Source organism: Methanosarcina sp. 2.H.A.1B.4 (assembly GCF_000979385.1).
Classification (GTDB): domain Archaea; phylum Halobacteriota; class Methanosarcinia; order Methanosarcinales; family Methanosarcinaceae; genus Methanosarcina.
This window is the reverse complement of sequence record NZ_JJOV01000090.1, coordinates 125407-151054: the sequence shown is the minus strand read 5'-3', so window position 1 is coordinate 151054 and position 25648 is coordinate 125407. Positions and strand designations below refer to the sequence as shown.

Sequence of the window (25648 nt, the reverse complement as noted above, 5' to 3'; positions counted from 1 at the left end):
CAGATACAATAAATTAAGGGCAGTGTCGATTATAATGTATTTCCTGTGAGTATTTAAAAGTAGGTAAATAGAACGATGTAAGAAGTATACAAAAAAGAAGTATACAAAGAAATTTTTTTATAAAAAAAGAAGACAGCGGCACAAAATACACAGAATAGGAAGCCTTAGCACTGGAAGAAAAAGAGAAGAAACCTCCCGGTTAAAGGGAATTTTTGGGATTCCTTTATTTTCCTGAAATTCCTGCCATTGAAAGCAATCTCGGAGTGTTTTTGTGAGATCCGATTGGCATAATGTGAACCCCTCGTGAAAGTTTTGTCAGTTCTTTTATAGTATCGGAAGCTATCGAAAGACCTTCTTCTATAGGGGAAGATGCATCTTTCATCCGAAGCATGATTTCTTCAGGCACATGAATTCCTGAGATGTTTTTATTCATATATTCAGCCATACTCAGGGATTTGAGAGGAATCAAACCTGCAATTACAGGTACCTCAAGATGGTTTACTGCTTCAATAAACTCCTCGAACATGCCCACATCATACACAGCCTGCGTCTGGATAAAATCGGCTCCGCACTTGACCTTTTTTTCAAGCTTTATTAGCTGCAAGGTATTTTTAGGATCTATGCCTGAGACTGCGCCTGCACAAAAAGAAGTGCCTCCATCCAGACTTTTTCCTGCAAAATCAATGCCTGAATCAAGCTTCCTGACGAGTTCAATGAGCTGTACGGAGTCAAGGTCATAAACGGGTTTTGAGCCCGGATGGTCTCCACAGGTAGGATGATCTCCGGTCATCAAGCAGATGTTCCGGATTCCCAGAGCGTATGCTCCCAGAAGATCGGATTGAAGCCCGATTCTGTTCCTGTCCCGACAGGTAAGCTGCATGATAGGTTCATGTCCCTGATCGAGCAAAAGCTTGCTGAAAGCCAGTGAACTCATGTGCATAATTGAACACTGATTATCAGTAACGTTCAGAGCGTCTGCAACACCTTTTAACTGGCAGGCATCTTCCAGGGGAGCTGAAAACCTGGTCCCCTTGGGGGGAGAGACTTCAACAGTAACCAGAAATTTCCTGGAGTTCAGTTTTTCACGAAAATTAAAAAGCATTAAATAAGAATATTAGGAATGAAATTATTTAAAACCATGCTCCTTGGGGGCATGGATAACGTAAAGAAGGTCAAGCCTGTTGATCCTTTTCAAACGTTCATAGATAAGAGCCCATACACAATTCATCTCCCTGTTGACCTCGCACATTCCGTCTACTGCCCCTCCGCAGGGCCCATTAAGAAGAGCTTTCGGGCATTGAGATTTCGGGCAGAGACCACCATATTCACTTATGGTACAGTCCCCGCACATAACGCACTGGTTGGAAAGAAGCTTGCCCCCACTGGAGCCGCCAAGTGAAAGAGTGTTGTTCGAACCGTATATAGGCAAATCAACAACACTGGCAACAGCAGAAACTCCACTGCCACACCCCATAACAAGAATGCAACGCGCTTCCTTTATTTTCTCGTTTTTCTCAGCCAGAGATTCAAAGGACCGGATACTGCAAGCTGCAGTTGGAAGAGCCCAGCCTACCACGTGCTTTCCGCTCTCTTCAAGCCGCCTGCACATCTCAAGGACTTCAGGTTCTCCTCCGGTCTTCAGTTTTGCAGCACATACGTTGCATCCGACAACAAAGATATCGTCCTCATCTTTTAACAGGTCAAGGATTTCTTCAAAGGGTTTTGCTGAAGTTATGATCATAATTACCTCAAATATCGGTATTCCAGATTAGTCCGATTTGAAATACATTCGCGGATCATTTCTGCAATAACTGGGAGGGAACGGGCCTGCCCACCCAGTTTTCTGGCAAGGCGTTCAAATTGCAGCAGGGTACCCATCACAAGCACGTCAGTAGTTTCCGTTTCATGGGAAACTGCGTCTCTTGCAAGGGCTGCATCTCCTCCCCTTGCAAGCATCTCCTGTTTTATAATCAGAGCTTCCGTGGTTGTAAGGTTCCTGATCTTTAACATAAGGTGGATGCATTTTCCCTGCATTACCTGCGAACCGACTCGTGTAGCTCCGATATTCCTCATTGCAATACCTGCGTCCTGAGGGGTTTTTACATCAAGCACCGAAACCTCATACCTGCCCTCCTTTACAACACTTGTCCGGCTTCTCAGGGCTCCTGAAAGCTTAATAACGTCCGAAGTCTCGGGTACATCATGTGTACGGATAATATGTGCACCCTTGTAAACCGCAATTGCTGCTGCAGCCAGACTGCCGTAGAGCCTTTCAGCCGCAGGTTTTCCAAGCACGTCTCCTATGAAGGACTTCCTTGAAAGGGCTGCAAGCAAAGGTTTTTCAAAAATATTCAGGCGCTCGAAATCATCCAGGGTTTCAAAATCATACATAGACAGCTTTTCTTCTGTCCACCTGCCTATTGCAGGGTCAAGGATAAGGCTTTCAGGCACTATACCTCCAGCCTCTGCAGCCTGTATAATGGAGTCAAGTGCTTCAATAATGGAATCCATTCCCAGAGGGTCTCCGGGAATTTTATTCGAAGCCATAACCACAGCCGGACAGCCGTGATCGGCCACCACTTCTATCATTCGAGGGTCTGCTGTAAAACCGGAAACATCGTTTATGACATCTGCCCCTCTTTTGAGAGCCTCTTCTGCGATTTCAGAAAACATCGTATCAACGGAAATTACCGCATCCACATTGCCTTCCAGTGCTTCAAGTACAGGAATTAAACGCTCAAGTTCTTCTTTTCTGCTGATAGGTTCTGCAAAGAGCCACGTTGACCGAGCACCCAGATCCAGGAAAGTTGCTCCGTCCTCAACCATTTTCCGAGCGACACCAAGTGCAGATTCCGGGCTTGAAATCGAACCTTTGTAAAAAGACTCAGGGCTCACGTTAATAATGCCCATTACATGTGCAGGATATTGATCTCCCACTTTTATACCACAGATATCAGTATTAACTACCATTTTTGACAACCAGGCTATATCGCTTTTAACTCAGTTGGCGCAACAGCGCTTGATAAATATGAGTGAGCAAACAATTTACTCAAACAACAACTACCGTATTTTTAAACAATAATGGAATTTGAAGCATGAAATTTGGAACCGATCTGCAGATGCCTTTATTTCCGTAAAGAAATACCCTCAGCAGCATTTCGTTGGATCGTAACTGCAAACGCTGTTCATTCAACCATCCGCTAACATTCCCTGAAAAAGCCTTTTCTGCCCCATCACCTGAAAGGCTTCCTGCAGGCAAGAAAAAACAAAACAATTTTTCCGGCTGCGAAGCTGAACACTGGAGGACTTGAAAAGGAACTGGGGGATGCAAGTCCGGTTAAGTTTAAGAGCTTCAGGAGGTCAGGCCTCCTGAGACCTTATATATGGAAGGGGATAGAGTTTAAGGTTATGGGAAATACGTTTTTAACTGGAGTGATTTTTCTACTGTAATTATCGATAATGGATAATTACAATCAGAATTCCGGATAATGTGTTATCTAACTGAATATATGCAATTATGGAAAACGGGCGGAGTATCACTGGAACTCAATACCATCAACGTATATCAGGTAGATTTGTTTAGAGATTACAAATAACTCATTTTAGCGCCCGGATATTTTATGAAAACCTGACTATTTAATTAAGACTTCATAAACCATTTTTATTATTTATTGATGGCAGACAGGATTATAATAAAATAGGCTTCAATGATACATAAAAATATTGATGTGTAGAATTCTGTTACCACAATTAGGCAAACTTTACTGAGGATTAATAAAAAGTATATATAAGAATCAAAGGTGATAGCCCAAATTGACATGCGAAAGAAAACAGAGTAAAATCTCCAAATAGGATGCAATTAAAAAACAAATTTACTTGTCCTGATACGAAAAGATTGAGAAGATTATTTTGTGCCTAATCCACAATTAAAGAAGCATCAGAATAAAAAAATGAGAAAAAGCCTTAAAATAGAGGATTTAAAGGCTTTTCTCTGCACACTTAAGCACATGCTTCATGAGCATGGCAATTGTCATGGGGCCTACGCCACCGGGGACGGGAGTTATAAGAGAAGCTTTTTGGATTACATTTTTAAAGTCCACGTCTCCGAATACTCCGCCTTCTTCCTGGGTGATTCCCGCGTCAAAGATTACAACCCCTTCTTTAACCATGTCGGCTTTGATAAGGTGCTTAACCCCTGCCGCAACCACTATGATATCGGCACCAAGGGTGTACTTCTTCAGGTCATCGGTGAAGATATGACAGACCGAAACGGTTGCGTTTCTGTTCAGAAGCATTGCTGCCATGGGTTTTCCCACAACATTGCTGTGCCCGACAATAACCGCATTTTTGCCCTTGACAGGCACATCGTACTCCTCAAGTGCCCTGATTATCCCGTGCGGGGTGCAGGGGACAAGGCCTTCATCCCCGATCATGAGTTTTCCCATGTTATAGGGGTGAAAACCATCCGCATCCTTTGCAGGAGATATGGCTTCCATTGCTTCCTGCGGAGAGAAGTGCTTCGGCAACGGAAGCTGGAGCAGAATTGCATGCACATCCGGATTTTTATTAAGAGAATCAATCAGGGCAAGAAGTTCTTTCTGAGTGGCTTCTGCCGGAAGAAGGTAATCTTCTGAGCTGATGCCCACACGTTCACAGGCTCTGTGCTTCATGCGGACGTACATCTTTGATGCAGGGTCGTCCCCTACAAGGATTGTAGCAAGCCCGGGGATAACTCCCCGGTTACTCTCGAGGTCCTCTACTCCTGACCTCACTTCTTCTTCAACCTGCTGTGCAAGGACTTTTCCATCTATGATCCGTGACTCATAGCTTTCATCTGACAACTGATAAAACCCCCTATCTCCTCAATTAGCTGTAAATAGGGAACCTTGAACAGAGGTCCCGTACCTTCTCGTTGACTTCCGACAGCAGAGCATCGTTTCCTGCATTCTTGATTGCGGTCTCGATGTAGTCGGCAACCAGTTCCATTTCTTTTTCTTTCATACCCCTTGTGGTACAGGCAGGGGTTCCAAGCCTTACCCCGCTGGTTACAAAGGGGCTGCGAGTCTCGAAAGGAACTGTGTTTTTGTTGGCAATGATTCCGGCTTTGCTCATTGCAGCTTCCGCATCCTTGCCTGTAATGTTCATATTATTAAGATTTACGAGCATAAGGTGGTTATCAGTGCCGCCAGAAACAATATCAAAACCCTTCTGCTTCAAACAGGAACAAAGAACCTTTGCATTCTTTACGGTCTGAGCCTGGTCCTGCCTGAACTGTTCGCTCATGGCTTCCTTAAAGGCGACTGCCTTTGCAGCTATGATATGCATGAGGGGACCGCCCTGAATGCCCGGGAAAACTGCTTTGTTTACCCCCATTGCAAGCTCTTCGGTCCTGGAGATAATCATTCCGCCCCTGGGTCCCCTGAGGGTCTTGTGGGTTGTGGTGGTGACAAAGTCTGCATAAGGCACAGGGCTCGGATGCACGCCTGCAACTACAAGCCCTGCAATGTGGGCAATATCTGCAAGAAGGTAAGCTCCGACTTCATCTGCAATTTCCCTGAACTTCTTGAAATCGATCTCGCGGGGGTAGGCTGAAGCTCCGCATACGATCATTTTCGGTTTGCATTCTTTTGCCATTTTCATGAGTTCGTCATAGTCCAGGGCTTCTGTCTCTTTGCTGACCCCATAGGGCACGATGTTATAGAGCTTCCCGGAAAAACTTACAGGGCTGCCGTGAGAAAGGTGTCCGCCATGAGAGAGGTCCATGGACATGATTGTGTCTCCAGGCTGCAGTACAGAGAAGTAGACAGCCATGTTGGAGCCTGAACCTGAGTGAGGCTGGACATTTACGTACTTTGCCCCGAATATTTCCTTTGCCCTGGAAATCGCGAGGTTTTCGGCAACATCAACGAAATCACAGCCACCGTAATAGCGCTTGCCGGAATATCCTTCGGCATACTTATTGGTCATGATTGAGCCCTGGGCTTCCATAACAGCCTTGCTCGCATAATTTTCTGACGCAATCAGGTTCAGTTTGAATTCCTGACGTTCGGCTTCCTTTTCAATAGCCTCGAACAATTCCGGATCAATTTTTTCAATATAAGACATTACTGTCACCTCGTAATCCATACATTTAAAACTTATTCGAAATCAAGGGTTTCTCGTTAGCGTGAATTGATTAACTGTTAATATGCTTACGATTCTGATATTTACTTACATCAATGTGTTGAAAGCTGTAAGAACTGCCTGACAAACTGGAAAGCCGGAAGGGCTGAAGGTTCTCAACCGTCCGAACAGTCCTCGATAATCGGGAATTATCAAACAGTTTTACAACCTTCCGGATTGAAAGTAGCTCTAATTGAAGAGAACTCTAATTGAAGAGAACTCTAATTGAAGAGAACTCTAATTGAAAGGAGTTATAATACTGAGGTTAAGATCCCAGGAAAAATATCCAGAGCATTTTAAGGACTCAGGAGATTCTGGAATATGGAAGGTCTTCAGTTGGCCAGTATAGTTTCGTGTGAGTAATATAATTCAAGTACTTATAACCGTCAGAGTATTAATGAGTATACTAATGGGTAAAATCTATTCCGGTTTGGGACTACATTTGATTTTTGAGCAAGTTCTCAAAACCTATCCCACCGGAAGTTGCCCAATATTAATACTTTATCTTTTGATCTGGACTTCTGCCTTATCTGCTTAGACCTGCCTGATGAAACTAATGCAACCCGGAGTAATGCAATTCCGGGACTTCTGCAGAGTTCCTGATTAGTTAAGGGCCATTACTTAAGGGCTATTACATTTCTACCCTCAACTTTAAGTTTACCCTCGACAAAGAGCCTGACAGCTTCGGGATAGATAATATGCTCCTGCTCGAGAATCCTGGCAGTGAGAGTTTCGTCGGTATCTTCCGGAAGCACAGGCACGCACTTCTGGAGGATAATAGGCCCGGAGTCGAGTCCTTCATCTACAAAATGTACGGTGCAGCCTGCAACTTTTACTCCGTACTCAAAAGCCTGTTTCTGGGCATGAAGCCCTTTGAAAGCCGGAAGAAGAGAAGGATGTATGTTCAGAACCCTGTGCCTGTATGCCTCAATGATCTCGCTTCCTAAGATCCTGAAATAGCCTGCAAGCAGAAGAAGATCCGTATCATACTGTTTGAGAACCTTCAGGATTTCCCTATCGTATCCGGCTCTGTCATGCCCTTCGGGATCAAGAAAAACAGCACTTATTCCGTGTTTTCCTGCACGTTCGAGCGCATAAGCATCGGCCTTGTTGGAGATAACCACATTAACTGCCGCATTTTTTATGTAGCCCTTTTCAATGCTGTCTATGATCGCCTGGAGATTTGAACCCCGTCCGGAAACCAGCACTGCAATCTTTACCGTCATTGAAGCGTTTAGATTGAAACAGTGATATATTAGGTTTTTGCATCTTTGGGGCATCCGTGACAAACTGAGAGCAAATACCCATCAAATAGATAGAGAGTTCAAGAAGAGGGGATCATTAGCTAGAAGAAGAAGAAGAAGAAGAAGAAGAAGAAGAGGCTCAGAGGAAAAAGAAAACGTTTTTTAGTCTACCGGTTAGCCAGAAGGGAAGACAAGAGCAGTTTACCCGTCACTCTGGGGTTCCTTACGCTCTTCTATGAACTCAAGGAGTTCCTGAGAATCACTAATCTTGTCAAGTTCTTTCTTTTCGATCAGTACCGTATTTTCGACTGACTTCAGTTTGGAATGCCCGTTAATGATGAACACGGACTGAGTTTCCGTAATGCAAGAAATGCTGCTCATCAGATGAGCCCGTTTGATTACTGTTGTGTTGAACTCGCTGACACCTGTAAGGATAACTGAAGACTTATCCCGTGAGATAGCCTTGAAAGGTGCCTGCGCCGTAGGAAGGACATCATATCCGAGCATTGAAATCGTATTGAGGATCAGGTCTTCCGGCAAAAGCACATTATGTTTTACCTGTGGTTCTTCCTTTTCAGGCTCTGCCTTCTTCCTTGGCTTTCTGCTCCCGCAGGATTTCAGGATATCTATGGGCCTTGCCAGTTCGATCCCGAAAATATCTTCAAGCTGGAGCACAACATCAATGGACGCGTCCATCCCTTCTTCTTCATATTTGCTGATAGTCCTTCTTGAAACTCCTACCATGGAAGCCAGGGTCCCCAGGGACATGGACTGATCCGTCCTTGACTTCCTCAGGAGATCTCCTTCTATTGCAACATAAAGCCCTCCGGGTGCTGCTGAAACCAGAGGCGGGATATTTTCGACAAAGTAGTCATGGAGGGTCTGAACATTTAGGGCAAGGATATCATAGCGCATGTAGACAACACTGTCTTCAAGCATCTGGTCCCTTGTTTTGGCCCCAACAACGATAGCGGAACCTCCGAGATACTCGGCAAGATATTTCATCTCCCGGGCTGTTTCTTCGTTCAGGCCGTCAATGTTAAATAAAACCTTGCAAAGTAATAGTGTTTCATATTTCCGCGCGGCAACATCAAAGCTCCTGGGACGTATATTACATCGATCAGAGAGTGCAAAACCCGCACGTGATAATACATCAATAATTTGATGTATGAGGACTTCTTTTGTCATTCCAGTATCAATCTCTGTTTGAACATCTATATATATATTTCTCCGACATGGAGAATGTTTACAGGGAGAAAACAAGCCGGAGAATCCCGAAAACTAAGGCATCCCCGCTCCGGAATTGCATAAATATTAAGGGATAAAAATGGATACGGAAAAAAAATGATCATTGGAATTGACGATACAGACTCAAATGAAGGTATGTGCACCACATATCTGGGAGCCCTGCTGCTTGAAGAACTACAGGAATACGGGACTGTAGAAGCCCTGCCCCTCCTTGTGCGCCTGAACCCTACCATTCCTTATAAAACAAGAGGTAACGCAGCAGTTGCCCTGAAACTTAAAACTGACTGTCCTGAAAAAGTAATTGCGCATGTAACATCCAGAATAGGGGAACTTGCACGCCTGGAGTGCGAAAAAACCAATCCCGGAACCGTATTTATTCTGGAGAAAGATTACGAAAACCTCAAACCTGTCCTCATGAGTTTTCTGGAAGAGGCTGTAAAAGAAGTAATCGAAATCGAAAAAGCAAAGGACCTTATATCGGAGCTCGGGATTGCCTCGAAAAGCTTCAAAAACGGAAGGGGACTTATAGGTGCTCTTGCAGCCTGCGGGGCAATGCTGAACCCTGAGGAGTGGGACTGCACTTTCGAGCATCTGGCATACAGGCAGAAGGCAAGATGGGGAACTCTGCGTGATGTTGATAAGGAAAGTTTTTTTGAGGCTGACAGGCAGACATACCCCGGAACCTGGGATACTGTAGATCTTATAAACCGGCTCGTAGTCTGCGTGCCTCGTTCAGGAGATCCTGTATTATTCGGGATCAGAGGAGAAAGTCCTGAGATCGTTAATAAAGCTGCAGCCCTGATCCGGGCAGAGCCTGTTGAGCGCTTTGCTGTGTACAGGACAAACCAGGGAACGGACATGCACCTCCTGCCAGCACAGAATATCGCTGAAATCAGGGACATGCATTCTTACAGGCTTGAAGGTACGATCTCGGCCGCCCCGAAAACCATTGAAGGAGGACACGTTATCTTTGCTGTCCGGGACCGGGAAGGAGACGAAATCGACTGTGCAGCCTTCGAACCAACAAAGAATTTCAGGTCGCTTATCCGAAAATTGGTGCCCGGAGACCAGGTCATCCTTTCAGGAAGTGTCACTTCCGGAACCCTGAACATTGAAAAAATAGAAGTTAAAACTCCTACCCCCATTTACAGGGAAGAGAACCCGAAGTGCCCGGAGTGCGGGAAACACATGAAATCTGCAGGTCAGGGGCAGGGATTCCGCTGCAAAAAGTGCGGGACACTGTCCCGTTCAAAAGTCAAATATGAGACCGAGAGAGACCTTGAACCAGGGCTCTATGAAGTACCTCCCTGTGCCAGAAGACACCTCGCAAAGCCGCTGGCAAGAGAAAAACGCCAGGACATAAGGCTTCATCCTGCCCGGTGAAGGGAAAGCTGCAACCTTAAATTGCTCAGGTATTACAACTTAAATTGCTAAAATGCTACAAACTTAAATTGTTCAGATCTTTACGCCTGTACCTGTCTTTCCCTCACCTGAGGAACTCAGTACAGTTCCGGCACAGGCGGAACTTTTCTTTTATGTTCGTTTCTTTCAATGCGCCTGGTAACGGAGCTGAGCTGCTCAGCAGAAACCCCGGAAGTCTTCAGAATTTTTTCGGGCCCCATGCCTTCTTCAAGCATTCTGAGCACCTCATCGGCCTTCACGTAAGAAATTCCAAGATCGTCTTCATCGGTCTGACCTGCCCATAACCCCGCAGACGGTTTTTTGGTAATGAGAGGTTCAGGAATTCCGAGCCTGCGGGAAAGCTCCCATACCTCAGTCTTGTAAAGCCCGCCTATAGGTTCAAGGTCAACGCCTCCATCCCCGTATTTCGTGTAGTAGCCAAGAAGGATCTCGGTTTTGTTTCCTGTCCCGAGGACCATGCGGTTCAGCTGGTTTGCGTGGAAGTACAGAAGAGACATCCGGGTTCTTGCCTTCAGGTTGCCTCTGGTGAGCCTGTCTGCAGATTCGCTCTCAGGAACAGCAGCCATGAAAGCCGAGACAATGCCTGAGATGTCAATTGTCCGATACTCAATCCCTAACCAGTCGGCAAGGGTTTTCGCATCTTCACTCTCAGCAGCAGGAGTGAGGCCGCTTTCGGGCATATGGATGCCAAGAACCCGGTCTTTACCAAGAGCTTTTACAGCAAGAGTTGCGGAAAGGGCGGAGTCAATTCCCCCGCTAATTCCTACAACTGCCCCGTTTACACCTGCTTTGCCAGTCTCATTCCGGATAAAATCAATAATCCTGTTCTGTGCTTTTTCAAGGTCCATGCTTTTAAATTCCTGGAATTTTGTGAATCATATGAAATCCGGTTATCTCGAAGTTAAAAATATAATTAAAACTCTAGTTCATCGGAAGGCCTGAATAATATATTATCTGAAAGGCTTATTCAGATTGTATTAAACAGTTTGATACACAGAAGCTGTAAATATATTAATCTTCCAGAGAAAACAGAGTTAAGGGTAAACTTATTTAATAAATAGAGGATATAGAAGGTTTATCATCCGAACATAATAATAGAAATACTTGAGTATTAAAAGTATTCAGAAATAAAAGTATTCAGTAATTGCCCATTACTTGAGTATCCTGGCATCAGGGTGCTAAAGGTGCCTTAAGCTAGCGAAAGTATATTTTCCTGGAGTGCAAAAACAAAAATAGCTGGACATTGCCAGGCGAGAACTTTCGGACATTGATTAAATGCCCGTAATGGTCCAGAGTGAATGCGTATACGGGGCAAATTTTCCCGGATGACAGGCATTAAAATAAAAAGAGCATCTAATATAGAAAGTAGATATTCCAGAATAACACGATCCGGAAAATTCGGGAAAAACCCGGTATCAGTTCATTTTATTTCATTACCAGATAAAATTACAATCAAAAAGAAACTATTTTCGGGATGACCCATGGAAGAAATACAGTTGAAGGTTGAAAAGGCATATCCTATTGACCTTGGAAGAGGAATTATCCGGCTTGACCCTACAGCGCTACTGAAACTTCAGCTCTCTCCCGGTGACATTGTGGAGATAAGGGGGAAGAAAAAGACCACAGCAAAGGTATGGAGAGCAGACCGGCAGGATTGGGAACAGGGAATCGTGCGCATTGATAATTTCATCCGGCAAAACGCCGGAGTTTCCATAGGGGAGAAGGTGACCATTAAAAAGGTCGAAGCCCCGGAAGCAAAAAAGATTATTCTGGCACTTCCGGAAAGCATGACCCAGGGTGGCCCTGAACTGCAGTTTGGGGAACATGCAAATGAGATTATAAAGCGGCATATCCTGAAAAGGCCTGTGTTCAGGGGAGACATAATTCCAATTATAAACTCAATGTCTCAGCCAATGACTGAGTCCCTGACAACAAGCCAGGTAATTCCTCTGGTTGCCGTTGAAACAGACCCTGCAAACACCATTGTCCTGATTACGGAAGCAACAATTATTGAGCTCCGGAAAAAGCCGGTACAGGGCTACGAAAAAGCGACCAGGGGTGTCACCACCTATGAAGATATAGGCGGGTTGGGACAGGAGATTATGCGCGTCCGGGAAATAATAGAAATGCCGATGAAACACCCGGAGCTCTTTGCCCACCTTAATATAGAGCCTCCAAAGGGAGTTATCCTCTACGGCCCACCCGGAACCGGAAAGACCCTGATTGCAAAAGCCGTGGCAAACGAATCGGGAGCAAGCTTCCATTACATTGCAGGTCCCGAAATTGTGGGAAAGTTCTACGGAGAAAGCGAGGAAAGGTTAAGGAAGATCTTTGAAGATGCAACCCAGGACGCGCCTTCAGTTATTTTCATTGATGAAATTGATTCCATTGCCCCTAAAAGGGAAAACGTAACAGGGGAAGTGGAAAGGCGAGTAGTTGCTCAGCTCCTGACCCTTCTTGACGGGATGGAGGAAAGAGGACAGGTCGTGGTTATAGGGGCTACTAACCGTGTTGATGCAATTGACCCCGCACTCAGGAGACCCGGCCGCTTTGATAGGGAAATCCATATTGGAGTGCCGGATACCAAAGACAGGTACGAGATCCTGCAGATTCACACAAGGGGCATGCCGATTGAGAAAGACAAAGAATCCGGAATAACAGAGCCCAAAGCTGAAGCCAGAATTGAAGCTGAAACTGGAATTGAAGCCAAAATTGAGGCCGGAACTGAAATCGAAGCAGAAACCGGAATCGAAGCAGAAACCGAAGCTGAAATCGAAATTGATGAAGCTGCCATAGAGAGACAAAAGAAAGAGGAGACAAACCTGTACCTTAAGTACCTGGCTGATAAGACGCAGGGCTTTGTGGGTGCAGATCTTCTGGCTCTCGTGCAGGAAGCAGCAATGCGCTGCCTCAGGGAAAGCCTGCCTGACCTTGACCTCGAAAAAGAAACAATTCCTCCTGAAAGGCTGGAAAAGATTGTTGTAACTAAAAAGAACTTCGAAGATGCCCTGATGGAAGCCGAACCCTCAGCTCTGAGAGAGATCTTTGTTGAGATGCCTTCGGTTAGCTGGGAAGATGTGGGAGGCCTGGATGAAGCAAAGCATTCGATTGTTGAAGCTGTCGAGTGGCCTATTAAAAACCCGGAAAAGTTTGTCCAGATGGGCATAAAAGCTCCAAAGGGAATTCTGCTTTACGGCCCGCCCGGGACTGGAAAGACCCTGATAGCGCAGGCTGTTGCCAAAGAGTCAAACGCCAATTTCATAAGCGTCAAAGGGCCGGAGATGTTTTCGAAGTGGCTTGGAGAGTCGGAAAAGGCAATTCGAGAAACCTTCAAGAAAGCAAGGCAGGTTGCTCCCTGTGTTGTCTTCTTTGATGAGATCGATTCCATTGCTGCGATGCAGGGTATGGATACGGACAGCCGGACTTCGGAAAGGGTACTCAACCAGCTGCTTACAGAAATGGACGGGCTTGAGACTCTCAAAGACGTGGTCATAATTGCCGCAACTAACCGCCCTAACCTGCTTGACCCTGCGATCATCCGACCTGGGCGTTTTGACAGGCTGGTTTACGTTGGGGCACCTGACCGTAAGGGCAGGATGAGAATCTTTAAGATCCACACAAAGAATACGCCTCTTGCAGAGGACGTGGACCTTGAGAACCTTGCCAGTGTAACAGAGGGATATGTGGGCGCTGACATAGAAGCGGTATGTAGAGAAGCTGTAATGATTGCCCTGAGGGAGAACTTCAACATCGAAGAGATTGAGATGAGACACTTCAGAGAAGCCCTTAAGAAAGTAAAACCCACCATTAACGAAAACATTGCTCAGTTCTATGAGAAGATAGAGGAGCAGTTTAAGGGAGGTCAGAGACCGGTCGAGACAGCTGGACTTGTGGGATACAGGTAAGAATTTAAGTCAACTACCCTGAACATTACATTAATAAAAAACTAATTGAACAGAGCAGGACGGGGAAGTTGATGCATTCCTCCCCTGAGCTAAAGACTCAGGGGGTTCCTTCTGAGGTTTAATGAAGAACTCTTAAAAGGGAAGAGTTTATAAAGAAGAGAGTTTCAAATTGAATAAAATAGTTAAAGTAAAAGTATTTAAACTGAAAAGCCAACTTTACCCAACTTCCGCATAACACTGAGCACGGAGACAAGATAATAATGTCTAAAGTATTTGCAAGAAACCTCCTCTTCAACAAGCAAGTGATGGCTACCGACGGAACGGAGATAGGAACACTGAGCAACATTGTAGTTGAAATCAAAGGAGGAAAGGTCATTGACCTTGTGGTTAGCCCCAATCCCACATTTGATATTTCAAGATACAAAAAAGAAGATAATTATATCCTGATTCCTTTCGATTCCGTAAGCGCCATCAAGGACTATATTATAATAGACAAAATGAAAGCAAGGGCATGAATTGGAAAAGGGAAAGAAAGAAATCTCCTTTCCTTTCAGACCCTGTTTTCATTTTCATTATACATTTAATTCAGCCAGAGGAACTCTTCCCGAATTGCGCCTCGGGAGTACGCGGTCCTTTTCGCTCGCTTCGCTCGTTCAAGAGGACTCTTATAAAGGTTAATTAATCGACTCTACCAATGAGCTGAGCTCAAGAGAATTAACAAAACTCTGCCTGCATAACAGTATTCAGCTATACCGAGTCATTCTTGTCACGCTCGACGAAGGAGAGCGGCTTTCCCATAACAAAAAAGAAGAGAACAAAAAATAAAATAATATCTACTTCTGCTTTTATCTCATTTCCAAGCTGCTTCTATCTTTTTCTTCCTTCTACTTCATCCCCTTCCAAATCCTCCTGCCTTTTTGGGTAGGGCCGCCAAGCAAGCTGGCGGAGGCTCCAATACCATGTTAATTTAGAAGCCTTTTTCAGGGAGTAGAATATTTTCTTGCTCTTTAGAGCCTTATGTAATACTGGATCGTTCTTGTTACGTCCGATGTATAAGGCTGGCCTTTTCCAAGAAGAGTTATCAGAGGCAATGGTGGCTTCCATGTTCTAAAATGTAAACAAGATCTAATTGATTATTGTGGAGGAATTACTCTGACTGAAACAAAAAATGATAAAGTTGAAGAGACAATAAAATCACTTTTGCCTGACGAAAAATTTAGAAAGGTTTGCTTGTCTTTATTCCTACAGTCAATTAATCAAGCAAATTCATATGGTAGTAACAAGTGGGGTGTACATTATCGTCGTGATGGCATTCGGCTCCTAGTTGGTAGTCTCATTGTTTTTACCATTCACAAAAATGGTATCTGGTTAGCTCTTGACAAACAGTTATTAAATGAAAGGAAAGATACTCGGGAATCATTAGGAATAAATAAACTGTGGCAGTGGGATGATGGCAAGTGGTCTGAGTATAAAGCAGTTCCATCGATGAATGGATATTATACTCCTTCCAGTGAGAACTTAGAAATCTGGCCTATAATACGTGATTTTCACTTTGAGTATGTAAAAAAGGTTGCAAACAAATATGAGTGGTTAAATATTAAAAGCCAGTCAAAAAGTACTCCTGAACTATTGACTTACTTAGAAAAAGAACTTGGGCAAAGTATTCCTGTCCCAAAATATGGAATCCAGGAAGATATAATTCTTCAAGATGACAACATCCTTCAAGAAATTGAAGATTATAATATAACTCATAAAGAGTTGTCTGAGACGGAACGTGAAGCAATAGTACAAAGTCGTATTGGTCAGGGAATATTCCGTTCGGATTTAAAAAAGTACTGGGGAGAAAAATGTGCTGTTACAGGATGTAAGTTAATTAAGATACTGAAAGCATCCCACATTAAGCCATGGAGTCATTCAAATAATACAGAACGCCTTGATTTATACAACGGTTTATTACTTATTCCAAACTTAGATAGCGTTTTTGATAAGGGTTATATCAGTTTTGATGATGAAGGGAAAATAATTATCAGTAATCTACTGAGTGAAGATGACAGGATTAAACTTGATGTTCACTCTGAAATGAGAATAAGAAAAATAGAAGAGAAACATATTAAGTATTTAGAATACCACAAGCAGGAAATTTTCTTAAAATAATTGGTTCTGTAGAAATAATTTGAAGATTATATACTCAAAGTTTTTCGGATGCCTCGCCAAACAATACTTCCTTCATGGACAAATTAAAGAAGTTTAATTGGATGAAACTTTTGATAGGTGTTCAGGATGATATATACAAAATCCAGTAAATATGATACTGCTTTTGTTAAAGAGAATATGATGGGACCAAACTCAATGAAGATCATTGAGGAATTGGCAGAGTCTTTAAATCTTGAAAAGGACATGCGAGTACTTGACCTTGGCTGCGGGAAAGGATTAACTTCAATCTTCCTGGCAAAAGAATATGGAGTTACTGTTTTTGCGACTGACCTCTGGATCAGTGCAACAGAGAACTATGAAAGAATCAAATCAATGGGCCTGGAGGACAAAATAATTCCAATACATGCAGAGGCACACGATTTGCCATTTGCACAGGAATTTTTTGATGTTGCTATAAGTGTAGATGCCTATCACTATTTTGGAATTGAAGAAGATTATTTAACAAACCATTTTGCCCCTCTTGTAAAAAAAGGAGGACAAATAGCAGTTGCAGTCCCGGGGTTGAAAAAGGAGTTTACGGATGGAGTTCCGGCAGAATTATTACCCTACTGGTTTGAGGATATGAATTTAACTCTACACTCATGCGACTGGTGGTATAAGTTATGGAAAAATTCAGATTCGGTCCGCATAGAAGAATGTAAGGAATTAAAGTGTTTAGAAGAGGCCTGGCAGGATTGGCTTTCGTGCGACAATGACTATGCCCGCAGAGATATTGGAATGATGAAAGCCGAGGGTGGGAATTACTTTAATCTGGTTTCAATCGTAGCTACTAAGAGCCTATCCGAAAAGTCAGTAATGCATGTTGAAAAGTCACAATAAGTCTATAATATCAGATTATCCTTTTCGGTTTTACATAATTGCATATTGTAAAAGTTACAGTAGGTGACCACTTTTCGGATAGGATCTAAAGTGAACAGCATTTTTGCTGTTTTTATTAATTTTGAGCAACACGATTTTTAACTTTTTTAGATAAGTGTTTGATTATGGACTCAAAGCACCTATATTTCAAATGTGATTCAAATGCTTTAACTAACTGAGCCAGAAAACCAAAAACTATTTCCTTTCTTTCATCCCTCCATGAATATTACTCATAAATTTCACCATGTTCCCTCTTTACCGTGAAATCTTCATTATCTTAATCCTCTTCAAGGTATTCACAAAAGGATTCACCTGATGATATTTTGAACTCTGCCAGGCAAAAACCTTGTGGGCGACGAATAACACTATTACACATATGGACGAAAAAAATAATACACTTACTGACATTTGTACTTCTAACGGTGACGTTTTACTTGCTCCTATTGATTTTCCCGTGATATTGAATATTAGGTGATAGTAACATCCTTTTTAGCATTTTCGGTATTTTTCAATTTATATTAAGTTATTGGTTTTTTTGTGTAAGAAGTGCTATAGGAAATATCAGTTTCAGTCCCTCATAAGGAATAGAAATGTTTGGAAGAAGCATGGCAGGATTGGCTTTCGTGTAATAATGAATTTGCCCGCAGAGATATCAGAATGATGAAAGCCGAGGGTGGAAATTACTTTAATCTGGTTTCAATCACAGCTGTTAAATTGTAAATTAGAAATTTTTTTGGAAGCACTTCCCGTGAATATTCGGATACAGGGACAGTAAGTATGGATGCGAAAATGAAAGGCATTATAAGAGTTGTGCTATACGATCCTGAGTGGAAAAACGAATTCTTGAAAATAAAAGCGATGATTGTTGATTGTGCTGGTGACCTTTTAATTGGTGTTGAGCATGTAGGAAGCACAGCAGTTGAAGGTCTTGCACAATATATTCACATCGGAGCGACGGCAAGATTTACTTGAGAAAAAGTTTACTTTAGAAAAATCTGCGTGGAAGAAAAAGGTAAAAACAAATGCTTCCACCACATTAATTCGTCTTGTATAAGCACAGCCAGAGAAAATGGGCTCTCATTAAGTACTACCGGAAGGCAATAAAGTCAATATCTTTTCATTCATTTTAAGCTCGTTTTCTATTCTTCTTTCATCGCTCTCCCAAATCCAATTCTTAGATTCATTTCCGAGAGTAATACAACACAGGACGGAATTATTCACCTGAAGATTATATTTTTCCAGCATCGCAAGGAAATTTTCATCCTCAATAGCTTGTTCCGTTACTGTAATTATATAATGATTTCCTTTTTTGATATCATGGTATATAGGATCAGTCCAATTCTCATCTTTTCCCAATTCATTTCTTACATCCGTTCTTTTATCCGCATCTACCACCAGGTAATATCTTTCTGGCTGAAGGTTGGAGTCATATTCTATGGTGTTCATAGTCGTATTATATCTTTCAAGAATGGATTTAACTTCAGGCTCAGTAGTTCCATCTTCAAATTCAATTAATAAATGATTTACTCTCGTATCTGGAAATGCGTCCAGCACCTTTTCATTCTTTTCAAGTTCATTTGCAATTTGGTATGCGTCTTTCTGCGGAATACTACCATTCTCAGATCCATCTTCTAAACGAATATAACAATAGACGGATTTTTTCACTGGAAGATTGTTTTTTTCCAGTATTGCAAGGAAATTTTTATCCTCAATAGCTTGTTCCGTTACCGCCACTATATAATTACTTCCTTTTTTTATAGGAATAGTCAAATTTACTTCGTCTACCAATTCCTCTATATCCATTATTCTATCTCTATCTAATATCATGTAGTACCTGCTTGGCATAATATCAGAATTGTAATCTATGGTGTTTATAGTCATGTTGTAGTTTTCAAGAATGTCTTTAACTTCAAGCTCAGTAGTCCCCTCTTCAAATTCGATAAAAAAGCCAGCTACTTTTTTTCCCTGGAATGGCGTTTTTGTATCAACTGGCACTTTTGTGTCAACTGGTGTTTTCATATCAGCTGATGAGTTTGCAAATAATCCCCACAGTATTACAAGAGCTAGAAAAAAAATAAAAACAGCAATTTCTTTATTAAATTTGCTCATACCAGTCACCGTAAAAAGATAAGGAGTTTTAACTCCTCACATATACACGCCTATATTCTGAACCGAATGTTTCCATGTAAGAATAACCCAATGGATCGTCGATTGCCAATAAATATTCCGGGTAATTACTTAAATATCCACTACAAACTCGAGAATGTTCCGATGCTATACTTACATAAGGTCTATTATTGTTAATTTCGGTAATCGTGTCAGCAAAACTAAAAAACGAACTAAGTGTTGAATGAGGTTTATTTAATCCCGTGGATGGTTGATAGTAATTTACCTGGTTATCATTATAAACACCCCCGCCAATATCATAACCTGGACCCATCTTTTGATATATGAAATCTTGGGTATGAGATACATAGTAATAATCAGCAATCATTTGGCCACATGCTGGAGCACAGTAATAATCTGTTTCTTGCTCACATAAATCAATATCGAGATATTTACTTGTAGATCTTCCCGTTATCGTTGCATCGCTACTGAGTTTTTTAACATTTTCTTCAGTGACTGGCAAATTAATATTAACTCCATTATTAGTTGCTGCTTGTTCGATAGATTTAGTAAGTTCATCACTTTTTTGCCACTCTACTAAATTCTGGTCTATTTCATTCTTAGACTTCTGTTCATAGATTGAGCAAACTCCAGGCTTTGTTTCGGTTGTGGGTTCATCTGGTACCACATCAAGGGTATATGCATCTACAAATATCCGATGTTCATCTCCTGTAGTCTTGTCTTTTACTACGGTTATTGCCCCTATTTTGGGATAGCTATATACAACCATCTTAGTTGATGTAATTTCTCCAGCTGGGTAATTGTTTTTAGCGGTTTCTATTGACTTTTCCATAACTTCAGTCATGTTAAACGGTATCGGGTTAAATTCGACGACCTGGATTGGCTGCCCCAATGTTTTATTGGCACCGATGTCTATTTTACCTATTGTTATATTATTTTTATATACTGAAAATTGATAATACAATTTTTGACCATTTATATCATAAAGCTCCAGTGGTTTGGGATCAATAGATGCCCCTTCCCAGCTTCCGAACTTTTGTGTATCGGTTACTATAAACCTTATCATACGCGTATTTGCATGCTTAAAAGCTTCCTCTACAGTTATACTATAATTGTTATTTTCTTGTGCACTAGCAGCCGGTACTAACACCATACCAGCCAGCAGCATTACCAAAAGAAGTATTCCTGTTCTAAATTTGTTCTTAATCACTTATTTCACTCCTGTTCATTTCCCAGGAGGCAGGATCAGACAAACTTTAATTACATTTAAAGCTATAATTTCCTTGCCTTCGGGTAACCTGGAGTTCAAATAGACTTCCCACAGATAATTTGAACTCCACCAAACATCTTTTAGATGTTCATTCTTTCCATTAACTTACTTTCATAAGTACTTTATGACCAGATCATCAAACTGAGAGTAGATCCAAATCCAAATTCGAGCCGTTTTAAGATATATAGGACTATTAGATTGATAGTTTGATGATCTGACCATAAAATTTAAGTAAACTCTTTTGATACGTGTTAATAGATAAAACAGAAACTTCAATCAGCTTACTAACTTTGAATTTTCCAGTGTCTAGATTCAGAGTTATCATAGAAGGCTCATTCTAACTACACAAACTATCTTAGTTTACTCTTTATAAAATTCCGACATAAAGTCTCAAACTGACTATTAAAATCTCAAGTGTACCATACCTTTGGGCCTGAGTTGCCATGATCAACTTGCCAGGAGACTGGGATTTGCAAGCAAAACATAGACATCGGGCTGCATTTGAGTCCGGAGGTATCATGAAACCGGGAACGTTATATGCAATTGAGTGCGAATAATCTCACATCGTGTGGCAGGTCGTTTTAAAAATCATGGAGATTATAAGTGCCTTGAGGGAAAATTACGGATAACCTGACATTGAGATATCAGCCTTTTGAAGATGAGCAGGTGCATATCATTTCCGAGATGATATGGGATGTTTTTTGTGAATTTGAAGCATCTGATTATTCAGAGAATGGTATTAAAACATTTAAAGAGCTTATTGATCCGGAGAGACTTCTAATCCAGATAAAGGAGAATAATTTTAAAGTGTATTGCTGTTTTGATAGAGATATTCTTGCGGGTATTCTGGCATTAAGGGAAGTAAAACACATATCTCTTTATTATTTGTAAGAAAAAGCCATCATCGAAGAGGAATTGCAAAGAAGCTTTTAGAGATGGCTGTTAAGGATATCTTTGAATCAAACCCTGCAATAAAAGGATTAACGGTTAATTCTTCGCCATACGCAGTTGAAATCTACAAACGGCTCGGATTCGTTTCCACTGATGTCATGCAAGAAAAGGACGGCATAATATTTATACCGATGAAGAAGTGCTTAATCAGGTAGTGGCGTATTTGTCGTTGTTCGGCGAAGGTGCTCAATTGGTAAGGTATATTCTTTTTAGCCTGATAGCTATGGAAGATAAAAATAAAGTTATCCTGCTTCAGCACCCGCATCAATGACTGTGAAACCGATATCTCGGAAAAGAGGGATCGGGGCAGGGTTGATTGTTTTTCAAAAGTTTTTTTCAAATCCACCCATTTGATTCAAGAAATTCAATAGCTTCTACAGCCCCTTCCCCAAATGAGGCTTCAGTCACGTAATTGGCAGCTTCTTTTATTCTTTCGTCCCCGTTTGCAACAGCAATCCCAAAACCTGCAGCCTCAAACAGCTCAACATCATTTGCAGAATCTCCTATTGCCACAAAATCCTTAGCTTCAAGTCCCATCATTTCTGCAAGCTTCTGGAGGCCTACTCCTTTGTTGATTCTGGTACTTTTAATGTGGACTGCGTACTTGGTGTCAACCATTTCAACATCAAAGTTTTGAGTTTTCAGGAGGGTTCTGGCTTTTTCAAGGTCAAAGTCCCGGCGAAGGGCAATCTCGGTTTTTCGGTAGAAGGGATCAAGTTTGGTGAGCTTGAAATACCCGGAAAGAAAAGAGAAGGCTTTTTCACATTCTTCCATGCTTTCTTCAAAAGTACCATTCAGATCATAGCGGACAGTAATAGCGCCTCCGTTTTCGGCGATAACAGCCCCGTCCAGGCCGATAAGCTTTGATGTTGTCCTGGCATAACAGAGAATGTTGCCTGTGGCAAGGACTACCGGAACTTTAAGGGAACGGATTTTTTTGACGGCTCCCAGATGGAGTTCCCTGTTTTCGCAGGTAATTGTCCCGTCAATGTCAACGACAATAGCTTTGAATTTCATTAAAAAGAGATGGGAACGGGGAGATAAAATGTTTCCCCATTCAGATTTTTTTGAATGTATATCGGATGTGTAAGGCTGTTTCTATCCTTAACTTAACTGACCTTAACTTTCACTGGTCAGTAATTCCGGCTGTGGTGACTGCAACGACAGCTTCCCCTTCGGGCAGGTTAGGGGAGTCTACCAGGCGGATAATTCTCTTTTCCCCTTTGGACTTCCGCAGGTAGAGTCTGAAGGTTGCCGTGTGCCCTACAATATGTCCTCCGACAGGCCTTGTGGGGTCACCAAAGAAGGCATCGGGTTTTGCCATGACCTGATTTGTAACAACCACGCAGGCATTGAACAGGTCTCCGAAGCGGAGTAGGCCGTGCATATGCTTGTTTAGCTTTTGCTGCCTGTCTGCAAGGGTTCCCCTTCCTACATATTCAGCTCTGAAGTGAGCCATAAGAGAGTCAACGATCATGAGACGAACAGGTTTTCCCATTTCCTTGAGCTCGTTTGCCAGGTCTGTTGCAGAGTCTACAAGAAGTATCTGGTGATTGGAATTGTATGCCCTGGCAACATGGATGTTCTGCAGGAATTCTTCAGGATTCAGTTCCATTCCGTACTTCTCGGAAAGCCCCTTTACCATCTGGGTGATCCTTTCCGGCCTGAAGGTATTTTCAGTATCGATTATAATGACGGACCCGCCGAGACCTCCGTGTTCCCGGTCCATCTGGACATTCACTGCGAGCTGGTGAGCCACCTGGGTCTTTCCGGAACCGAATTCTCCGTAAAGTTCGGTAATAGCCTGGGTTTCTATGCCCCCGCCCATCATTTCGTCAAATTCCGTACAACCGGTAGTCAGCTTGCCTACAAGTTTCCTTCTTTCAAGCACAATATCCCCGGTTTCAAATCCCCCGATATCAGCAGCCTGCCTTGCAGCATTGATGATTTTTGCGGCAGTCGATTCCCCGATTTCGGCTGTAGTTGCAAGTTCAGAAGGAGAGGCTACGGCCACTGCTTCAATTGTGTTAAATCCGGCTTCTTTGAGTTTTTCTGCAGTTGCAGGGCCAACTCCGGGCAGGTCTTCAAGTGCTATTTCGCTCATTACAGATTCTCCTAGATGCACATGTTTGTATAAGGTGCATGACAGTTGTTTCACTATGGTTTGCAGGTATATATAGCTAGAGTAAGCGGGGTGAAAGTATTCAGAAGGGCCTGTAAAACACAGTTATAATACTGCAAAACCTGGCAAAAAGGAGGAAAATAAGAGGTCTTTTTCTGACAGTTACACTTACAAAAGAAAAGAGAGAAATAAAGAAATCTTCCCGAAAACCGAAAAAAACCAAAACTTCTTTTTACTTTAGTAGATTATCACCCATCATGCCAAAGGTCGCCTTAGGCGGTACGTTTCAGTATCTTCATGACGGACACGCCAGATTAATTGAAAAAGCGTTTGAAATAGCCGGGGGTGGAAAAGTCCACATAGGACTCACTTCGGACAAAATGTTACAAAAAAACCACAGCGTCGATATGTATGAAAACAGAAGGGGGCGGCTGCTGGAATACATAGAAAAAATGGGGGTTCCGAAAGAAAATTATGAAGTAACCAGGCTGAACGACCCCTACGGCCCGACTCTGGAGGAGGACTTCGACTACATAGTAGTCTCCCCTGAGACCTATCCGGTTGCCCTGAAAATTAACGGCATCAGAAAGGAAAAGGGGAAAAAACTTCTTGAAATTGTGTACGTTGAATATGTGATGGCTGAAGACGGGACCCCGATTTCATCCACAAGGATTGCAAAAGGGGAGATTGACAGGCACGGCAGGTTAAAAAAAGAGGCTTAAGGTCTGAATAGCTGCATCTTTCAGGCATACCCCCTTAAAAAAGTATAAATCCAGACCGAATCATAAAGTGATAACATGTCCAGAGAATTTACACAAAAAGACATTGAGATTTTTAACAAGCTTGCCCCCGAAGCCGGAGGGAATCAGATCTCAAGGGAAGCAGGGCACCATTTTCCATTCATCCTGCGCCCGGTCTCACACAAGTTTGCCGAATCTCCGGAAGACTTCAGAGAAAGGCTCGAGAGGCTGAACGCGGAAGAACTTGACTACCTTGTGGGACTTGCCCTTGAAGGAAAGGAAGATGTCCAGTCCCTGGACGAAGACCTTGAGGAACTGGTGGCGATAGTCGAGGAAAAGGTATCTCCGGAAAGGGCAAAGCAGTTAAAGGACTTTGTGGGAATTTTCTAAACAGGAGAAATATTCTAAAGGGGGATTCGGGAAAAAAGATCCTGAAAAGAAGTATTCTGGAAAAAAGTATTCTGGAAAAAAGTATTCTGGAAAAAAGTATTCTGGAAAAAAATATTCTGGAAAGAAGTATCCTGAAAAGGGAAATTTTGAAAAACATGTCATCTGAAAAACTTTTATTTGGGACTGCAGGGGTTCCCAGAAGCGCAAAAGCCAGCAATAGTACTGCAGGAATTGAGCGTGTCAGGGAACTGGGTCTCGACTGCATGGAACTGGAGTTCGTGCAGGGAGTACGCATGAGCGAAAAAGGGGCAGGAAATGTTCTGGAAACAGCCGGAAAAGAAAACATAGCCCTGAGCGTACATGCACCTTATTATATCAACCTGAACTCCCCGGAAAAAGAGAAATTAAAAGCCAGCATGGAAAGGATTTACAAGGCTTCAAGGATAGGCAGCCTCTGCGGAGCAGAGTCAATCGTACTGCACGCAGCCTTTTACCAGAAGAGCAGCAAGCAAGCCGTCTATGAGAATGTCTCAAAAGCCCTCAGAGAACTCACAGAACAGCTCCGGGATGAAGGGATACCTGCAGTCCTCCGTCCTGAGACCATGGGCAAACGTACCCAGTTTGGAACCCTTGAAGAAGTGCTTGCCTTAAGCGAAGAAATCGAAGGGGTTATGCCCTGCCTGGACTTTTCCCACATGCACGCAAGGGAAGGGAAGGAAAACTCCTATCCCGAGTTTACGGCAATCCTTTCGAAAGTAGAAAATACTCTTGGAAAAGAAGGGCTTGAAAACATGCACATGCATGTTTCGGGAATAGAATATAACAGGAACGGGGAAAAGAGGCATCTGACCCTTAAAGAATCAGACTTTAATTATCCTGAACTTTTAAAAGCCCTAAAAGAATTCGAAGTTCGGGGAAGGGTCATTTGCGAAAGCCCGATCCTGGAAGAAGATGCGCTTCTACTCAAAACGACTTATAAAGAAATATAAGGAAAG

At 42.6% G+C, this 25648-nt stretch carries 24 protein-coding genes and 1 pseudogene; 11 read left to right on the top strand and 14 right to left on the bottom strand.

Annotation, left to right across the window (positions count from 1 at the left end):
* Positions 1-223 precede the first annotated feature (223 nt).
* The 8 genes from EO92_RS15245 to EO92_RS15215 form a co-directional block, all read right to left on the bottom strand.
* Entirely contained in the window at positions 224-1102 is an 879-nt protein-coding gene (locus EO92_RS15245) for a methylenetetrahydrofolate reductase (RefSeq protein ID WP_048161975.1), read from the bottom strand.
* 24 nt (positions 1103-1126) lie between these two features.
* A complete protein-coding gene (locus EO92_RS15240; RefSeq protein ID WP_048172888.1) occupies positions 1127-1741 on the bottom strand; it encodes a methylenetetrahydrofolate reductase C-terminal domain-containing protein in 615 nt (204 codons plus the stop codon).
* A gap of 2 nt (positions 1742-1743) precedes the next feature.
* Complete coding sequence (gene folP, locus EO92_RS15235) at positions 1744-2970, bottom strand: dihydropteroate synthase (RefSeq protein WP_048172887.1); 1227 nt, start codon at positions 2968-2970, stop codon at positions 1744-1746.
* A gap of 79 nt (positions 2971-3049) precedes the next feature.
* Positions 3050-3259 carry a hypothetical protein gene (locus tag EO92_RS17980; RefSeq protein WP_156165857.1) on the bottom strand — a complete coding sequence of 70 codons (210 nt, stop codon included), beginning with the start codon at positions 3257-3259 and terminating at the stop codon, positions 3050-3052.
* A gap of 718 nt (positions 3260-3977) precedes the next feature.
* The gene (locus EO92_RS15230) at positions 3978-4841 is read right to left on the bottom strand and encodes a bifunctional methylenetetrahydrofolate dehydrogenase/methenyltetrahydrofolate cyclohydrolase (protein ID WP_048172885.1); all 864 of its coding nucleotides are present in this window, start codon (positions 4839-4841) and stop codon (positions 3978-3980) included.
* Between the two features lie 25 nt (positions 4842-4866).
* On the bottom strand, positions 4867-6105 hold the full coding sequence (gene glyA, locus EO92_RS15225; RefSeq protein ID WP_048172883.1) for a bifunctional serine hydroxymethyltransferase/L-allo-threonine aldolase: 1239 nt from the start codon (positions 6103-6105) through the stop codon (positions 4867-4869).
* A gap of 674 nt (positions 6106-6779) precedes the next feature.
* Complete coding sequence (gene purN / locus EO92_RS15220) at positions 6780-7388, bottom strand: phosphoribosylglycinamide formyltransferase (RefSeq protein WP_048172880.1); 609 nt, start codon at positions 7386-7388, stop codon at positions 6780-6782.
* A 219-nt stretch (positions 7389-7607) separates the two neighbouring features.
* Positions 7608-8594 (bottom strand): transcriptional regulator, encoded by a 987-nt coding sequence (locus EO92_RS15215; protein WP_048132941.1) that lies wholly within the window; start codon positions 8592-8594, stop codon positions 7608-7610.
* Positions 8595-8750: 156 nt separating this feature from the next.
* On the opposite strand from EO92_RS15215, the gene EO92_RS15210 reads away from it, so the two are divergent.
* A complete protein-coding gene (locus EO92_RS15210) occupies positions 8751-10037 on the top strand; it encodes a tRNA(Ile)(2)-agmatinylcytidine synthase (RefSeq protein ID WP_048172876.1) in 1287 nt (428 codons plus the stop codon).
* Between the two features lie 116 nt (positions 10038-10153).
* On the opposite strand, the gene EO92_RS15205 is transcribed toward EO92_RS15210, so the two are convergent.
* A complete protein-coding gene (locus tag EO92_RS15205) occupies positions 10154-10924 on the bottom strand; it encodes an NAD+ synthase (RefSeq protein ID WP_048172874.1) in 771 nt (256 codons plus the stop codon).
* A 633-nt stretch (positions 10925-11557) separates the two neighbouring features.
* Here EO92_RS15205 and EO92_RS15200 point away from each other — a divergent pair.
* Positions 11558-13981, top strand: a complete 2424-nt coding sequence (locus EO92_RS15200; protein ID WP_048172872.1) for a CDC48 family AAA ATPase — start codon at positions 11558-11560, stop codon at positions 13979-13981.
* A gap of 260 nt (positions 13982-14241) precedes the next feature.
* Complete coding sequence (locus tag EO92_RS15195) at positions 14242-14496, top strand: PRC-barrel domain-containing protein (RefSeq protein WP_048172870.1); 255 nt, start codon at positions 14242-14244, stop codon at positions 14494-14496.
* 352 nt (positions 14497-14848) lie between these two features.
* Here EO92_RS15195 and EO92_RS17975 read toward each other — a convergent pair whose 3' ends face one another.
* Entirely contained in the window at positions 14849-15085 is a 237-nt protein-coding gene (locus EO92_RS17975) for a hypothetical protein (protein WP_156165856.1), read from the bottom strand.
* Between the two features lie 96 nt (positions 15086-15181).
* On the opposite strand from EO92_RS17975, the gene EO92_RS16845 reads away from it, so the two are divergent.
* The 3 genes from EO92_RS16845 (at position 15182) to EO92_RS15180 (ending at position 18025) form a co-directional block, all read left to right on the top strand.
* A complete protein-coding gene (locus EO92_RS16845) occupies positions 15182-16135 on the top strand; it encodes an HNH endonuclease (protein ID WP_052734383.1) in 954 nt (317 codons plus the stop codon).
* Between the two features lie 126 nt (positions 16136-16261).
* A complete protein-coding gene (locus EO92_RS15185; protein ID WP_200896787.1) occupies positions 16262-17014 on the top strand; it encodes a cyclopropane-fatty-acyl-phospholipid synthase family protein in 753 nt (250 codons plus the stop codon).
* A gap of 816 nt (positions 17015-17830) precedes the next feature.
* Positions 17831-18025, top strand: coding sequence for a GrpB family protein (locus tag EO92_RS15180; protein ID WP_048172867.1), 195 nt, complete (start codon positions 17831-17833; stop codon positions 18023-18025).
* A gap of 108 nt (positions 18026-18133) precedes the next feature.
* Here the strand turns inward: EO92_RS15180 and EO92_RS17300 are convergent, their stop codons facing one another.
* Both EO92_RS17300 and EO92_RS15170 read right to left on the bottom strand, forming a co-directional pair.
* Positions 18134-19162 carry a UPF0228 family protein gene (locus EO92_RS17300; protein ID WP_048172865.1) on the bottom strand — a complete coding sequence of 343 codons (1029 nt, stop codon included), beginning with the start codon at positions 19160-19162 and terminating at the stop codon, positions 18134-18136.
* Between the two features lie 28 nt (positions 19163-19190).
* The gene (locus tag EO92_RS15170) at positions 19191-20390 is read right to left on the bottom strand and encodes a C39 family peptidase (protein WP_048172863.1); all 1200 of its coding nucleotides are present in this window, start codon (positions 20388-20390) and stop codon (positions 19191-19193) included.
* A 744-nt stretch (positions 20391-21134) separates the two neighbouring features.
* Between EO92_RS15170 and EO92_RS19015 the strand changes: the two are divergent.
* Positions 21135-21556: pseudogene (locus tag EO92_RS19015) on the top strand (GNAT family N-acetyltransferase).
* Positions 21557-21737: 181 nt separating this feature from the next.
* Here the strand turns inward: EO92_RS19015 and EO92_RS15160 are convergent.
* Positions 21738-22418 carry a phosphoglycolate phosphatase gene (locus EO92_RS15160; RefSeq protein WP_048172860.1) on the bottom strand — a complete coding sequence of 227 codons (681 nt, stop codon included), beginning with the start codon at positions 22416-22418 and terminating at the stop codon, positions 21738-21740.
* A gap of 109 nt (positions 22419-22527) precedes the next feature.
* Entirely contained in the window at positions 22528-23505 is a 978-nt protein-coding gene (radA, locus tag EO92_RS15155) for a DNA repair and recombination protein RadA (protein ID WP_048132914.1), read from the bottom strand.
* Between the two features lie 275 nt (positions 23506-23780).
* Between radA and EO92_RS15150 the strand changes: the two genes are divergently transcribed.
* The 4 genes from EO92_RS15150 (at position 23781) to EO92_RS15135 (ending at position 25642) form a co-directional block, all read left to right on the top strand.
* Positions 23781-24245, top strand: a complete 465-nt coding sequence (locus tag EO92_RS15150) for a phosphopantetheine adenylyltransferase (RefSeq protein ID WP_048172858.1) — start codon at positions 23781-23783, stop codon at positions 24243-24245.
* Between the two features lie 75 nt (positions 24246-24320).
* Positions 24321-24653: a hypothetical protein gene (locus tag EO92_RS15145; RefSeq protein WP_048172855.1), complete on the top strand. Its 333-nt coding sequence runs from the start codon at positions 24321-24323 to the stop codon at positions 24651-24653.
* Positions 24637-24819 carry a hypothetical protein gene (locus EO92_RS15140; RefSeq protein ID WP_048172853.1) on the top strand — a complete coding sequence of 61 codons (183 nt, stop codon included), beginning with the start codon at positions 24637-24639 and terminating at the stop codon, positions 24817-24819. The genes EO92_RS15145 and EO92_RS15140 overlap by 17 nt, the downstream gene beginning before the upstream one ends.
* Entirely contained in the window at positions 24809-25642 is an 834-nt protein-coding gene (locus tag EO92_RS15135; protein ID WP_048172850.1) for a TIM barrel protein, read from the top strand. Before EO92_RS15140 ends, EO92_RS15135 begins: the two co-directional genes overlap by 11 nt.
* Positions 25643-25648 lie beyond the last annotated feature (6 nt).

Excerpts from the sequence above, each read along its gene's own strand:
- radA (WP_048132914.1), bottom strand. The coding sequence starts at position 23,505 with ATGAGCGAAATAGCACTTGAAGACCTGCCCGGAGTTGGCCCTGCAACT.
- EO92_RS15180 (WP_048172867.1), top strand. The coding sequence starts at position 17,831 with ATGGATGCGAAAATGAAAGGCATTATAAGAGTTGTGCTATACGATCCT.
- EO92_RS15200 (WP_048172872.1), top strand. The coding sequence starts at position 11,558 with ATGGAAGAAATACAGTTGAAGGTTGAAAAGGCATATCCTATTGACCTT.
- EO92_RS15160 (WP_048172860.1), bottom strand. The coding sequence starts at position 22,418 with ATGAAATTCAAAGCTATTGTCGTTGACATTGACGGGACAATTACCTGC.
- EO92_RS15195 (WP_048172870.1), top strand. The coding sequence starts at position 14,242 with ATGTCTAAAGTATTTGCAAGAAACCTCCTCTTCAACAAGCAAGTGATG.
- EO92_RS15145 (WP_048172855.1), top strand. The coding sequence starts at position 24,321 with ATGTCCAGAGAATTTACACAAAAAGACATTGAGATTTTTAACAAGCTT.
- EO92_RS17300 (WP_048172865.1), bottom strand. The coding sequence starts at position 19,162 with ATGAGCAAATTTAATAAAGAAATTGCTGTTTTTATTTTTTTTCTAGCT.
- EO92_RS15245 (WP_048161975.1), bottom strand. The coding sequence starts at position 1,102 with ATGCTTTTTAATTTTCGTGAAAAACTGAACTCCAGGAAATTTCTGGTT.
- purN (WP_048172880.1), bottom strand. The coding sequence starts at position 7,388 with ATGACGGTAAAGATTGCAGTGCTGGTTTCCGGACGGGGTTCAAATCTC.
- EO92_RS17975 (WP_156165856.1), bottom strand. The coding sequence starts at position 15,085 with ATGGAAGCCACCATTGCCTCTGATAACTCTTCTTGGAAAAGGCCAGCC.
- folP (WP_048172887.1), bottom strand. The coding sequence starts at position 2,970 with ATGGTAGTTAATACTGATATCTGTGGTATAAAAGTGGGAGATCAATAT.
- EO92_RS15135 (WP_048172850.1), top strand. The coding sequence starts at position 24,809 with ATGTCATCTGAAAAACTTTTATTTGGGACTGCAGGGGTTCCCAGAAGC.
- EO92_RS15205 (WP_048172874.1), bottom strand. The coding sequence starts at position 10,924 with ATGGACCTTGAAAAAGCACAGAACAGGATTATTGATTTTATCCGGAAT.
- EO92_RS15150 (WP_048172858.1), top strand. The coding sequence starts at position 23,781 with ATGCCAAAGGTCGCCTTAGGCGGTACGTTTCAGTATCTTCATGACGGA.
- EO92_RS15215 (WP_048132941.1), bottom strand. The coding sequence starts at position 8,594 with ATGACAAAAGAAGTCCTCATACATCAAATTATTGATGTATTATCACGT.
- glyA (WP_048172883.1), bottom strand. The coding sequence starts at position 6,105 with ATGTCTTATATTGAAAAAATTGATCCGGAATTGTTCGAGGCTATTGAA.
- EO92_RS15210 (WP_048172876.1), top strand. The coding sequence starts at position 8,751 with ATGATCATTGGAATTGACGATACAGACTCAAATGAAGGTATGTGCACC.
- EO92_RS15185 (WP_200896787.1), top strand. The coding sequence starts at position 16,262 with ATGATATATACAAAATCCAGTAAATATGATACTGCTTTTGTTAAAGAG.
- EO92_RS15240 (WP_048172888.1), bottom strand. The coding sequence starts at position 1,741 with ATGATCATAACTTCAGCAAAACCCTTTGAAGAAATCCTTGACCTGTTA.